Genomic DNA, 13,406 nt, shown 5'->3' with positions numbered 1-13,406 from the left:
GGTCTTAACCTATTTAAGCTTGCGAGGAACAACTTGTGCGATGACCTTAAATTGACCTTGGTTGGTATCGACAGTCATGGTTAGAAACTCCCCCAGTTTTAAGGTGCGTTTAGGGCCGAACATCATAAAGTGGTGAGTATTTGGGGTTAATGCGGTTTTTTTTCCTGCTGGAATGGTAATGTCTTTAACCATGAACATGACACGCTTCCCTGCTTCATATTTGGTGCTGTGAAGCATGGTTTTGTCAAACTCGTTGATATGAAACCCAGTAATAATCAGTGTTTGGTCGCTGTTATTGTAAATCGTCATTTTAGACCCAGTGCCTTTCGCTCCGCTGGCTAATTGGAAGATGACAGGAGAGTCTATTTGGACCTTGTCTTGAAGCGTTGGAGTGCTTGCATTAACTGCAGGCACGAGAGACAGTAGGCTGAATAACGCGACAAGGGGCAACAAGAATTTTCGCAGTAACATCTTAATATTCCTCATATTTACAATATGTTAATAACTTTATCTAAATCTAGTTTTGCTGAGTAACCAATATGCATATCTACAAGAGTGCCTTTTTGGTTAATCAAATAAGTGGTAGGTGTGACGCCAATAGAGAATCGTTCTTTAGATATTCCTAGTTGGTCTTTGCCAATGGGAAAAGTGAACTGATATTTGTGACGAAATGCATCAAGGTCGACGTCGTACTGGTCAATATTAATAGCGATTATGGCGACTTCATCTGAGCGTCTTTGATAAATGTCTTGCCATTTTTTCATCATGGCTATGCAGGCACCGCAGGTAGAAGACCAGAATTCGAGCACGACTTTCTTACCCTTATAATCATGAATACTGAGTTCGGTGTCGCGAGAATCTAGTGCCACGATGTCGGGACTTTCAGCCCCAATTTTGGCAACTTGCTCTTTACATCCTGTAACTATCACTACCGTACTGAGGAGTGGAATCAGTAAATAGTTACGCCACATCTTGGATTTCCTCACCGATGTATTTACCGTGTTGTAAGCGAATAATGCGGTCAGTAAATTGCCCTAAACTCGGGTTATGGGTGACCATGATGATAGTTTTGTTTTGAGCATGAAGCTTTTTGAAAATCTCAAGGACGATATTCTCATTTTCTTCATCAAGATTTCCGGTAGGCTCATCGGCGAAGATGATTGGACTTTCATTTACAATCGCGCGAGCAATACATACACGTTGTTGCTCCCCGCCTGACAGTTGACTCGGAAGGTGATCAAAACGGTGACCCAATCCCACTTGTGTCAGCACCGCTTTCGCAGCGTCTTCGTCAGGAACGCTATGGTAATGTTGAGCCAACATGACGTTTTCCAACGCCGTCAAATAAGGAATTAGGTGGAATTGCTGAAACACCAAACCAATTTTCTCGGCGCGAAAGGCACGTCGTCCTTCTTCATCGAGAGAGCCAGCATCCTCACCATCCAAAATAACCGTTCCTGATGTTGCACTGTCTAGGCAGCTAAGAATGTTCATCAAGGTGGTTTTGCCTGAACCTGACGCCCCCATAATGGCGACAAACTCACCTTTTTTGACTTCAATACTGATATCGTCAAGTGCATGGACTTGATCGAATACTTTGCAAAGTCCCTCTGTTTTAATAGCGAATGTAGACATATTAATCTCCTTTCAGGACTTTGGCTGGGTCGATACGTATCGCTCGAATTGTCGGAAGAGTGGCCGCGACCAAGGCGGCGCAAAATGAAAGTAAACTGGTAATCAATAGAACAGGTATTCGAATATCGATGGTTGCGCCGAATACGGACTGTCCGAGAAACTGAGCCAGAATGTAGCCGATCACCAAACCGCTAATGACAGCGGCGAGAGTAATGATTAAGGTTTCATAAACGATTTGGCGCTTAATGGATTGATTCGATGCGCCCAATGACTTTTGCAGCGCAAATTCATAACGACGCTCCGCGATCATAGAAGTCATCGTCGTATTTACGCACAACGTCGACAACACCAAAATCACCAAAGCAACGATGCCCATAAGCAGTTTTATTTTATCAAGCACCTTGCCTTCTGAGGCGGAGACTTTGCGAATAGGCCTGATCACAAGATCACTATAATGACGTTTCAACGTCTGCTCGAACTGAGCTACTTGTTGCTTGTCGTTGGTTAGGCTAAACATGGCGAAATTAATCTCATCACCTTTATTGAGCCACTTTTGCACAAACGGTAGATTTACGATTAAGTAATTGTCTTCGTCTGAACCTGACTCGACGATTCCTTTGATTCTAAAGCTGTAACTACCTTGTTTTCCGTATACAGTAAGTTTTGAGCCTATGCCCAGCTCTAACTTCTCAGCGAGCTTTTTACCTATCATGACGTTACGGTCATCAAAGGATACTCCGATCCATTGACCTTCAACTTGCCAGTAAGGTACGAGCTTCTTCAGTTGTGAAAAGTCGATACCCATCAATACGACCTTCTCTAGTTCGGCTTGAACCATGCCATATAGGTAAGGACTAGATGCAATGAGGCTATCTTTAGGGGCAAGTGATTTTATTTCTTGGTATTGCTGCGTTGTGAGCTTTTTAGTGGCTTCAGGGCCAACAAAGAAGTTAGCGCCATAGTTACGAAGCTCATGACTCATTTTTTCATTGATATCGAAATATACGCCTGCCATTGCGGTAATGATTGCCGCGCCAACGGTGAGTGCGAGAAAAACCACCAGGACGCGCTGTGCACGCAGTTTTAGCGACCGCCATACTAGTGTTGATAACATTGAACGAGGTTTATTTGCGGCCATATAACACCTCTATTGGGTACAGTGATGCGATTCTGCGAGATGGGAAATAGGTTCCAAGAACAGTAATCAAAGTAGAGATAAGTAGAACGACAGGAACAATGATCCAGTCAAATGAAATAGAAGAACCAAACAAGGCGTAGCCGATGACTTTGGATAACCCCCAACCAGACAAACAGCCCAACAATCCACCTAAAATGCCACACAATATGGACTCGGAGTAGAACAAGGCATAAACCTGCCAATTATGCGCTCCTAGTGATTTCATTAACCCGATTTCTTTGGCTCGTTGCAGGATCGCATTAGTCATTAGAGATGCGATACCCATTGCTGAAGCAATCAGTGCAGCAAAAGTTACAACAAACAATAGCGCCTGAATCTTACTGATAACGGCACCCTCAGATGCAGCTACTTGCCAAAGCGGTTTTACTAAGGCGTTGTTCATCGCCCCTTCTAGTTGGAACGAAATAGAAGAAACAAACGCAGTGCAAAACCACAAGTCATATTCATCAGAGTCGAGAGACTCTAGATCTTCGCGAGCTTTTTTAGAAAGAGCATTTTCCGGAACGGTCAGAGCAGACACTTTTACGCTTTGGACTTTGCCTTCTAAACCTAGGAGTTGCTGCCCTTTATTTAACGGCATCACAACGGAGCTTTCATCGCTGGTACCGTTAGTGAGAATGCCAGTGATTTTGAAGTCGTTTTTAACATTACTCTCACCAGCGAGGGAGAGGGTATCTCCAACCGACAATGACAGCTGCTTGGCTAACGTTTTACCAATCAGTACTTCGTTTTTCTCGTCGCTGGGCCATTGCCCATCAATATGCCAATAGGTAGAAATGACTTTGTTACCGGTACGATATTCGTGGTCGTCGGCAACTGGGAGGTTTTTGTCAAAAAAAGTACCGATGATGCGAATGGTGCGGTTCGACTCTACATCTTTAACCTGACCTTTCACGAATGGAGCAAAGCCAATTATGTTATTGCGCCAGAATATATCCATGATGTTAGGTAACTCGCTTTCTGCAAGCAGATCGTCTTTTTCCAGTTTATTGACGTTATGAGCGAGGAGTTCGGGCAGCTTTACTTGCCCTTCAGGTGATATCTCAATATTCGCACCGTAGCTTTTCATCTCCATAGACATTTTGTTGCCAATATTGATTGATATTGCTAATAAGGCCGAAATTAGACTTGCTGCTAAGAATACAGTAATGACAGCCAGTCTTTTTCTGTTGGAGTCATGACGCCATGATTGACGTAGCATTCGAATTAACATTGCTAATCTCCGAGTGGGTTAACAGGTTTAACATCGGAATACTTCCAGGGGTCTTCTCTAAATGTCTCGTATGAGTCTTCCGAGGTGAAGAAGTACGTTTTTCCGGAGAATGAATAGCTGTGCTCAGCATCCATATTGCTGATTTGTTTACCGTTAACGGGATCGGTTGCCATAACTTCTACTACTTCACTGAAGTACTTTAGTCCGCTTTCTAGTGTCGCCTGGGTTACAACAATCTCGTTGTTTTCAACCCGCCAGTCAGACATTGGAATAGGGTTACATCCACCTGGCTTGCCAATAGATGGAATAAAAATATGCACCCCACATGCAAGACAAACGACTTGGTCGCCTACTTGAGCGTAACCTGCGTCGCCACATAACATGCAGGCATCAAACACAACACCAAATTTCTTTTCACCTGCAAATCGGTCAATAACGAAAAAGCGAACGACCTTGCCGTCACTGGCTACCCAGTCAAAACGATGTAACTTACCGTCTATTAAGTGTTCATCAATCGGGATATGAACCCGACCATCCGTTGCCATCTCCATTCTTTGTGCTTCTGAACGATGAATGGGTTGTGAAGCGACAAGATCCCAATAGAGTAGGGCGATAAGTACAGCAGCAAGAGTGGCGAGATTAAATGTGACCTTGTGTTTTGCCGAGTTCAGCCGTGCTTGTTGTTTGCGTCGTTCAATGGCAAGAGAGGTATGAGATATTTGTGTTTTTAGCGGTTGGATTTGAGAACGATAGAAATAGCACAAACACAACGATGAAATGATTAAAACCGCATAAGACGTCACCCAAGAAAAGTTAGTGACTTTCGAAACATATGCCAATAAGCCTCTATCTAAGCCAACAATACTTAGCTTCATACTGGCGAGAATGATTTCACCAGATAATGGTAGGGCGGCAATCACCAATAGCAGCACAATTAAAAATCGTCGCGCACCTTTGCTTAATGCTGTGACAGTCAAACTCGACGTGACATGAATAAATGCAATGGCCAAAAAACCTAAGATGATAGCTGTAACATTGAGGATAAGCTCAGTGTTGATTACGTTTGTCGTACTTAGCATGGTCAGCTTAGCGACTTTCGCCCACATAAAACTGGCAAGCAGAGTTGTTAGGCTCTGCAAAACAATCAATATTCGCGGTGGTATTGAGAACAGAAGACTAGCAACAACGGTGAGTAATAAGATCGCTAAGTAGCTAGTAGAGACAGTTAATATGTTGACCTGGCTAAAAGGCAACAGGAAGAACAGTAATGCTCCGGAAAATAGCGATAGCAAAACCCATCCGACTTGATGCTTATACATGCGGGTACTGTGTGTTGCCCAAATGGCACCAAATAGGAGTGCGGGTAGTAAATAGACAAGTAAGACTTGGGAAAGATAGAAACTCATACTGTAATCTGATCGGCAGAGAAAACTTAAATAACCAAACAAGATCAGCTCAGACTCTAATGCAATCGCCTGAGCTGATATAGCAATGGTTAGTTGATACCTACGTATTTAAATTCATAACTCGCATCGAACGGTTTGAACCAACGACCTACACCTGTTTCTTCGTCTGTATGGCGCAGTAGTCCTGCTTTTGATGGCGGGTCAATATGGAAAGTGAGTTTGTAGTTACCAACACCCAACATATTGATATTCGAACCATAGTGAGGACCATCCGCTGCAACCATTGGCATGAACGTGCCTTCTTGAGTCTTACCTGTATCCATGTTTTTCAGTGTGTAGCTGATGGTTAGGTACGGGATCCATTCCCCTGCCGCAAATCCATTCTTGTTGCCTTTTAAGGCGTGAATGTCTGCTTCAAGATGAACCTCCGATTTTGATGCTGCGCGCATCATACCTTGTGGCTCCATGGTCACTGGTTTTAAGTAAACTGCGGCAATTTCCATTCCGTTCATTTCAACAGGTTCACCTGCTGGATGTTCAACGAATGGTAGGTCGTTAGCCATAGCTATGCCTGAAATTGCTTGTACAGCCACTGCTGCGGCGATGAGTTTTTTGTTAAACATAGTAATGTCCTTTACTTGTTTGATTTTACGAAGTTTTAATTGAACTATGAGTTCGCGTTGATAGTCATGTCTTGCTTATTTTTGAGCTTTAAGAGCACGAGCGCGAACAGTGCTGCCAGCACCAAGATGAGCTGAGGTAACAAGGTTTCTAAGTATGGATAGATTCCAAACGCTGCGAATTCTGGCGCGCCAGCAATAAGTGTTGGGTCGAATAATTTACCTTCGATAAGCTCCAACACGCCTTTACCTGCGAATACAAATGCCATTAAGTACATAAATCCGCCGGTGAAAATAAAGAATGGCTTAAGTGGGAGTTTGACTACGCTATATCGCATGATGAAGAAGATGACAGCAAGTACAACGACGCCAACAAGGAAGCCCGCAACTAACGCCGTCATAGTTTGTGCAGTGGCATCGCTCGCCAATGCAAAATAGAACAGCACGGTTTCAGCCCCTTCGCGATAAACCGCTAGAAAACTTGCTAACCAAAGTCCTATTAGGGAGCCTGTCGTAATTGAGTTTGAAAGTTTGCTTTGCAAATAGCGCTTCCACTGAACAGCCTCTACTTTTGAAAGAAGCCAATAACTCATTGAAAATAGGATCACTACGGCAATCAGCATAGTGATGCCTTCCAATAGCTCTCTACTTGCGCCCGCATTCTCGAACAACCATTGAAATAGCGCGGCCGTAATGGCACTGGCGATAAGACCTACCACGACTGAGTTTTTAACGACATGAAGCTTATCGGATGCGTCATTCTTGATTAGGTATGCTGTAATTGCTGCCACAATAAGCATAGCTTCAAGCCCTTCTCTGAAGATGATGGTGAAGCTTGCAAGTAACATGGCCCACCATCCTAAATCTCCTTCAGAAAGCGTGTCAGAGGCGTCCATCAATCCTTGTTTCAAGAACTTCACTTGCACTTGTATATCATCAACCTTTTGATTTGCCTTTAACATGCTGACGATTCGAGTGAAATAGCCTTCTAACTCTGACTTATAGTTACTGTCTCTAGAGCCAACGGCATTCTCCATTCCTGAGGCTTCAAAGTGGTCGAAATAGGCATCTTGCATTGCCAACATTGCACCGTTGGTATCGCCATTTTTATAGATCTCTATAGCACCGTCGACAGCTTGAATAATGCTACTGACAACAGGCCGCCAATCTTTTGATTGAACTGATGATGCTTCGGAAGAGGAGTCTGAGACAGACTGAAAATCGCGAGTTGGGGGAAGACCAGGTAACTCATCCTTTAGATCTTGTACTAAGGTTGCCAGTTCATAGCTAAATTGAATGAGATGTTTTTGGCTATATTCTTGTTTGGCTATTTTCGCTAATGAACGAAATGCTGCATTATATTCAGCCGCTTTTTCCGCTGAACGGTTCAATCTTATTGTGATTTCGAGCTCGGTATTTTTAAAGCCTTTGAATTGCGCTTGCTGAACCAACTCGAAAGCTCGTTGCTGTTTTTTCGTTGATTCATCAGGTTGTTCGGCAGATTCTCGATACTCAGTTAGTGCCTCATTCAGTTGTGTATCAATAGAGGTTACGGCATCTCGCCAAAAAGGAAGAATATCATCCGTATGAAGGTTGGTATTTTCGGCGATGAGCTTATGCCCAGAAACTAGAATACTCGGTAAGTTAGCTACCTCTTGCTTTAACCAATCAATTTCACTTTGAACGTTTTCAATAGATTCTCTAGCGACGATCATTTTTCGTATCTCGCCAAATTTAGATTCTAATTGGTACGCGTATTTCCGTGAATAATTAATGCGGACGGGACCTTCCAAGCTTTCAAATACTTCGAAGTAAGCCATTTGAACTGTAGTTTTAGCTTCGTTTTGTTGCCCCTCTCGATATAGTTCTTCTGCTTTGTCGAGTCGAGAGATTATTTCATTTGCTGCAGATTTGTAATCTATGGCATAAGAGATTTGCGGCATAATAAGTAAGAAGAATACTAGAAAATAACGACGGTAATTGTTAATTGCCTTTAACATATGACATCCGTGAACAAGAGGTGTTCCTGTACGCTAATGGAAGTCATTCTCATTATCAATGTTGGAGATTATAAAGGTGAAGGGTGATAAATGAGTTGATATTAAACTTTGATTTTGATGGTCTTTGTTTAAATCATTGAATAACAATGGAATTTAAACCATTTGGTTGATGTGGTTAAATTTCACTCATGTTGTAATCGGTCATTTCAAGCAAAAACTAAGTTCTCACAAATGGTAATGAAAATTGATATCATTATCATCCGTGTTGAAATGTTGTTGATTTTAGTGATTTATAATGTACTAAAAAAATAAAAAATCTGTTGTTATATCTATCTCGGTTATTTTCTCAATACAGAGTTAAGTGGAGTTTAATTAAATGAAACATCAAAAGGGATATATAAAAAGTTATAGCGAAAATTATTTAATCGCTATAACTTTATGCCGTCACTAATTCTTCTCAGTAAATAGAACGTTATATTCACCTAAACCATCATATTTTATTGCTGTGAGGACTCCAAAGTCTACTTCGACAACACCACAATAAGATCCAGTAATAATTGCTTCACCCGCTTTAAACTCAATACCACGACGAGTCATTGCATTAATGAGCCAGTAGATCGGAGTCTGTGCTAGCTTGTTTGGATGTTTTCCAGCGAACGTCTGCACATTGTTATCTTGAGATACGGTGATTTGGATGGTTGCAGCATCAAAAGCTTGTTCACGAGCAATTTCTGGCCCAATAAACAATCCTTGGTTAACCAAACAGTCTGCTAATTTCTCATAAAACTCAGCGCCACTATCGTCGGCATAGCGAGATTGCATAAGTTCCAATGCCATATGGCAAGAGCCAATGGCATCATTGATCTGTTCTTCACTATAGCCATCAGGTTTTGCGGGTAACGATTTTGACAGGAGGAATGCGATCTCAGGCTCTATCCGAGCGGTATTATTGTCGGCAAAGAGCTCACAGATTTCTCCTTTTTGCACGCTATTAGAGAAAATTGGTGCAACGATAAATTGGTCATCGGATAGAGGCAGGAGACACTTCCATCCTCCAACTTCATCGCTATGCATATCGATCATTGAAGATTGGATTTGTAGTGCGTCATCCAAGGTATTTGGACGTTGCAGTTCATTCAGTCGTGGTGCTTTGGTTCCCGCTACACGGCGGCTTAGCAGCTCAGAGGCAGCTTGCTGAAAAACATTTGTCATATAATATCACCTGTGTTGTATCTTTTAATCATAAAGCAAATTTTTCCAGCAAAATAGGTGATGAGATCATGAAGTCACGAATTTTTCGCAACTGAATTTCTAATCTGTTGTCCCCGCCAACTTTTTACTAAATTCGCTGCGCTTGTTACGTATAAATTCAATAAAAAGCTGAGACTTAAGTGGCAAATGACGCTTGTCAGGGTACACCAACAACATGGTTCGATCTTGTGGAACCCAAGGTTCAAGAAGTGTTTTTATAGCACCGCATTGGATCTCTTGGCGCAGCAGCGAGTAGGGTAAGTAACAGATCCCAGCATGGTGAAGGGCGAGTTCTTTTGTGACGTTGAAGTCATCGGATATCAACTCTGAGTTGTGGGCGATTTCTATTTCTTCGCTATTGCGAGCAAAACGCCAAGGGAGAAAATAGCCTTCGACGTGATTCTTAATACACGGTTTTTGATATAGCTCTAACGGGTGTTTGGGTTCTCCATATTTATCTATGTATTGCGTTGAAGCGGCTAATACGTATTTCACAGGAGACAAAGTTAACGCCACGAGACTGGAATCATGCAATGGACCAAGCCGAAAAGCGAAGTCGATACTTTGCTTGGTAAGGTCTTGATAGCGATTTGATGATGCCAAGTTGATGCGAATGGTTGGATATAGCGCTCTGAACTCAGCAAACATAGGAGCAAGTAAATTTTGGCTCAGAGCTTTCGGTGCGGTGATGGTCAATGTACCAATAGGCTGATTGGCCATGTCTTCTGCATCGCTATATAGTTCGGCGACCGTGTCGGCGATAAGCTGAGCTTTTGGAAGAACTTGAATACCCAATTCGGTCAAAGACAGGGACCGGGTGGAACGATTCAACAGCTTGCCACCAAGATCATGTTCAAGTTGCTGTATTTTGCGGCTGACTGTTGTAGTGGGCACATTGAGCTGTCGTGCTGCTTCAGCGAAGCTACTGAGTTCTACAACTTTGGCAAACAACGGTAAAGCCGAGAGTTCTTTCATTGTATTGATTATCTATTCATCCCATATATGGGATAGTAAAGTTCATTTTAACCTTCTAATCAATGTTTTTGGTATTGGCTATAGTTACGACATACCGATGCGGCACTCTCAAACTATGCTGCACTATAAGGTTCAATAGATAAGACGATTAAGGGGTTCACGATGGAAATTCTAGTACTAGGCGCAACAGGTAACACAGGTTCAGAAGTGGTTCGTCAACTTAAACAGGTTGGTGCAAACTTTGGTGTTATGGCACGAAATCTCGACGCTGCTACCAAGTTAGATCTCAACCCAGATCAAGTTCGCGTGAGCAACTACGACGATGTCGATACCATGACTGAGGCAATGAAAGGCATCAAAAAGATCTATGTAGCAATGCCAGCCCATCCAAACAATCAGCAGTGGATGAAAAATACGGTTGCGGCAGCCAAGGCAGCAGGTGTTGAGCTTATTGTAAAACTATCTGGTATGGGAGCAAAAGCTGACGCGGGGTCAGACATTATTCGCACGCATGTTGTAACAGACGATATTGTAAAGGCATCGGGCATTGCTTATACCATCGTGCAACCTAACTCCTTTTTCCAAAACCTATATGGCAGTCTTGGGACGATCAACGCAATGGGACAATTTTTCTTACCGATTGCGCAAGCAAAACAGAGTGTGATTGATATTCGTGATGTGGCGGCTGTTGTGGTTGCGGCATTAACTCAACCTGGACATGAGAATCAGACTTATCTTATTTCCGGTCCTGAGGCCTTAACGTTTGCCGAGCAAGCAGAGATATTAACGCAAGTATCCGGAAAGCAAATTGACTACGTTGCTGTACCACAAGAAGCAGCAGAAGCGGCAATGAAAGAGGCGGGGATGGATGACTGGAGTGCTGAAAAACTTGCGGAGATAATGGCGTGGTTTGGTGAGGGTCATTACGCAGAAGTTACAACTACCGTTGAGCAAGTTACCGGCAAAAAGCCAAGAACCTTCCGTGCTTTTGCTGAAGAATTTGCATCAGTTATTGAGAAATAATCTAATTTTGGTCTATCAATAGAGGAGAGCCTTAGTTCTCCTCTACCTGTTGTAATTTAGTAAGGATTTAGGCTATTTCACCAACTTAGAAACATAAGGCACATTTCTGAGTTTATCTTGCCACGGTAAGCCATAACCAACGAGCAAGTCGTCGTTTTCCATTTCATAGGCGTAAAACTGTTGGAATGGGATATCCACTCGACCGGGTTTTACGAACAGAGTGGCAATAGAGACCGACTTCGGGGCAAAATTTTCAGCAAGATACTGGACCAGTCGCTTCATCGTCCCTCCTGATTCAATCGCATCGTCGATAACAATGACGTCTTGACCCTCAATGCTTATGTTCTGATGATAAACAATTTCTGAAGAGTTGTTGCTATCGCCAGGAGTATGAGGACAGGAAATATAGTCCATTTTTATGTCAAAGGTGAGGTGACGGACGAGATCGGCAGTAAACAGTATGCCTCCCGGAACAACACTGATGATGACCGCAGATTCAAAATCGTTATTAAGCACGTCCGCAATCGCAATCACGCCGTCTTGTATCTGCTCTGTACTGAGAACCAACTCTCCAATATGTTGACTCTTCATTGGCTACGCCTCTTCTATTTCGAGATGTTTAATGATGTGCGCTGGGTTTCCACCAATCACGACATTATCTGCAAAGCTTTTTGTAACGACTGCACCTGAGGCAACGACAACGTTATTACCAATGATAACGCCAGGATTAATCGTTGCGTGCCCTCCTATCCAACAGTTATCTCCGATCGTAATGGGTTTAGCGAACTCAATACCCGTGTTCCGAGTTGTAGGGTCCAGTGGATGGCAAGCGGTATATAGCCCTACTTGAGGGCCAATAAAGCAGTTATCGCCGATTCGTACTTCGGCACAATCGAGAATGACACAGCCAAAGTTCATGTAGAAATTGGTGCCCACATGAATGTTCTTGCCATAATCGCAATGAAAGTTTGGTTCAATTTTAATCTCACCACCAATAGTGCCAAACAACTGCTGGAGCAATTGCTTCCTGTCATTACTTTGGTGACGAGAAGTACGGTTGTATTGTTCGATTAGATCGCGCGCTGCGGTGCGCAGCGTCGCCAAGGTGTGCTCACTTGGATCATAGTGAAGTCCCGCAAGCATTTTCTCTCTTTCAGTCATAAAGTTACTCAAGTGTTTTAAGCTCTACTCATCAAAGCGACGATCTTTGTAAAAGTAGGTTTTATCGCGGTCATTAATCTCTCTGAGTACTCGACAAGGGTTACCAACTGCCACCACATTGGCAGGAATATCTTTCGTCACCACACTGCCAGCGCCAATGACACTGTTTTCTCCAATAGTCACGCCCGGAAGCACGACAGTATTAGCACCAATCCAAACGTTATTTTTAATGTGAACAGGTATATTGAATTGAGCTAGAACCTTGCGCTGCTCAGGCTCAATAGGGTGTCCAGCCGTTGCAATGGTTACGTTAGGCCCAATCATTACATGGTCACCAATGTAAATGTGGGTATCGTCAACCAGCGTGAGATTGAAGTTAGCGTAGACGTTATTACCAAAATGGGTATGGATACCCCAATTAGCATGTACAGGAGGCTCTAAATAACAATCTTCACCAACTTCTGCGAACAAAATTTGCATTATTCGCTCACGTTTTTTGGTCTCACTAGGGCGGGTATGATTAAAGTCATACAGTGTTTCTAAACACTCAGTTTGACGTTCAGCAAGCGCTTCATCATAAGCATAGACATTTTGACTGTGCAGTTTTGACATTGGATTCATGTAGGTATTCACTATTAAGCTGGTATTGGATAATGATCGATATCCTAGCACTACGATTTATCCATAAGCCACAGACTTCGAAAGGTTTAATTCGAATCTGACAGCCGCTTCTCATTGGTGTTTTCTTCCCACTCATATAGAGCCATTAATGAATTTGTGTATTCGCTGACGGCTTGCTCAATACAGACTATCGCTTCATCGAGATCGGTTTCAGAAAGATTGAATGTGAGTGCGTTTTTGATGGCTTTCAACATAATTTAGTCCTCATTAATCGTGGCACAGTCATGTGGTGTGGAGCTGTTG

At 42.9% G+C, this 13,406-nt stretch carries 15 protein-coding genes; 1 reads left to right on the top strand and 14 read right to left on the bottom strand.

Features of this window, described 5'->3' with window-relative positions; all coding sequences use genetic code 11:
• Nucleotides 1-9: 9 nt before the first annotated feature.
• The 10 genes from HOP38_RS25310 to HOP38_RS25265 all read right to left on the bottom strand — a co-directional run bounded on the left by HOP38_RS25310 (nucleotide 10) and on the right by HOP38_RS25265 (nucleotide 10,298).
• Nucleotides 10-471, bottom strand: coding sequence for a copper chaperone PCu(A)C (locus tag HOP38_RS25310; RefSeq protein ID WP_198559285.1), 462 nt, complete (start codon nucleotides 469-471; stop codon nucleotides 10-12).
• A 17-nt stretch (nucleotides 472-488) separates the two neighbouring features.
• Complete coding sequence (locus tag HOP38_RS25305; protein WP_198559284.1) at nucleotides 489-971, bottom strand: TlpA family protein disulfide reductase; 483 nt, start codon at nucleotides 969-971, stop codon at nucleotides 489-491.
• Nucleotides 961-1,635: an ABC transporter ATP-binding protein gene (locus HOP38_RS25300; RefSeq protein ID WP_006069792.1), complete on the bottom strand. Its 675-nt coding sequence runs from the start codon at nucleotides 1,633-1,635 to the stop codon at nucleotides 961-963. Before HOP38_RS25300 ends, HOP38_RS25305 begins: the two co-directional genes overlap by 11 nt.
• 1 nt (nucleotide 1,636) lies before the next feature.
• Entirely contained in the window at nucleotides 1,637-2,773 is a 1,137-nt protein-coding gene (locus tag HOP38_RS25295) for an ABC transporter permease (protein WP_198559283.1), read from the bottom strand.
• The gene (locus HOP38_RS25290; RefSeq protein WP_031493521.1) at nucleotides 2,760-4,046 is read right to left on the bottom strand and encodes an ABC transporter permease; all 1,287 of its coding nucleotides are present in this window, start codon (nucleotides 4,044-4,046) and stop codon (nucleotides 2,760-2,762) included. The genes HOP38_RS25295 and HOP38_RS25290 overlap by 14 nt, the downstream gene beginning before the upstream one ends.
• A gap of 2 nt (nucleotides 4,047-4,048) precedes the next feature.
• A complete protein-coding gene (locus HOP38_RS25285; RefSeq protein WP_198559282.1) occupies nucleotides 4,049-5,452 on the bottom strand; it encodes a Fe-S-containing protein in 1,404 nt (467 codons plus the stop codon).
• Between the two features lie 89 nt (nucleotides 5,453-5,541).
• Nucleotides 5,542-6,075: an iron transporter gene (locus tag HOP38_RS25280; protein WP_006069796.1), complete on the bottom strand. Its 534-nt coding sequence runs from the start codon at nucleotides 6,073-6,075 to the stop codon at nucleotides 5,542-5,544.
• A gap of 44 nt (nucleotides 6,076-6,119) precedes the next feature.
• A complete protein-coding gene (locus HOP38_RS25275; RefSeq protein ID WP_198559281.1) occupies nucleotides 6,120-8,072 on the bottom strand; it encodes an FTR1 family iron permease in 1,953 nt (650 codons plus the stop codon).
• A gap of 447 nt (nucleotides 8,073-8,519) precedes the next feature.
• Entirely contained in the window at nucleotides 8,520-9,284 is a 765-nt protein-coding gene (locus HOP38_RS25270) for a hypothetical protein (protein WP_006069798.1), read from the bottom strand.
• A 99-nt stretch (nucleotides 9,285-9,383) separates the two neighbouring features.
• Complete coding sequence (locus HOP38_RS25265; protein ID WP_198559280.1) at nucleotides 9,384-10,298, bottom strand: LysR family transcriptional regulator; 915 nt, start codon at nucleotides 10,296-10,298, stop codon at nucleotides 9,384-9,386.
• Nucleotides 10,299-10,460: 162 nt separating this feature from the next.
• On the opposite strand from HOP38_RS25265, the gene HOP38_RS25260 reads away from it, so the two are divergent.
• A complete protein-coding gene (locus HOP38_RS25260; RefSeq protein ID WP_124941568.1) occupies nucleotides 10,461-11,321 on the top strand; it encodes an SDR family oxidoreductase in 861 nt (286 codons plus the stop codon).
• Nucleotides 11,322-11,393: 72 nt separating this feature from the next.
• Here HOP38_RS25260 and HOP38_RS25255 read toward each other — a convergent pair whose 3' ends face one another.
• From HOP38_RS25255 to HOP38_RS25240, 4 genes are all read right to left on the bottom strand, one after another.
• Nucleotides 11,394-11,912 carry a phosphoribosyltransferase gene (locus HOP38_RS25255; RefSeq protein ID WP_006069801.1) on the bottom strand — a complete coding sequence of 173 codons (519 nt, stop codon included), beginning with the start codon at nucleotides 11,910-11,912 and terminating at the stop codon, nucleotides 11,394-11,396.
• A 3-nt stretch (nucleotides 11,913-11,915) separates the two neighbouring features.
• The gene (locus HOP38_RS25250; RefSeq protein WP_088877858.1) at nucleotides 11,916-12,482 is read right to left on the bottom strand and encodes a sugar O-acetyltransferase; all 567 of its coding nucleotides are present in this window, start codon (nucleotides 12,480-12,482) and stop codon (nucleotides 11,916-11,918) included.
• A 24-nt stretch (nucleotides 12,483-12,506) separates the two neighbouring features.
• Nucleotides 12,507-13,103, bottom strand: a complete 597-nt coding sequence (locus HOP38_RS25245) for a sugar O-acetyltransferase (protein ID WP_198559279.1) — start codon at nucleotides 13,101-13,103, stop codon at nucleotides 12,507-12,509.
• Nucleotides 13,104-13,189: 86 nt separating this feature from the next.
• Entirely contained in the window at nucleotides 13,190-13,357 is a 168-nt protein-coding gene (locus HOP38_RS25240) for a hypothetical protein (protein ID WP_006069804.1), read from the bottom strand.
• Nucleotides 13,358-13,406 lie beyond the last annotated feature (49 nt).

Source organism: Vibrio mediterranei (genome assembly GCF_013364395.1).
GTDB lineage: Bacteria > Pseudomonadota > Gammaproteobacteria > Enterobacterales > Vibrionaceae > Vibrio > Vibrio mediterranei.
The sequence above is the reverse complement of the archived record's forward strand: the minus strand, read 5'-3'. Positions and strand labels throughout refer to the sequence as shown.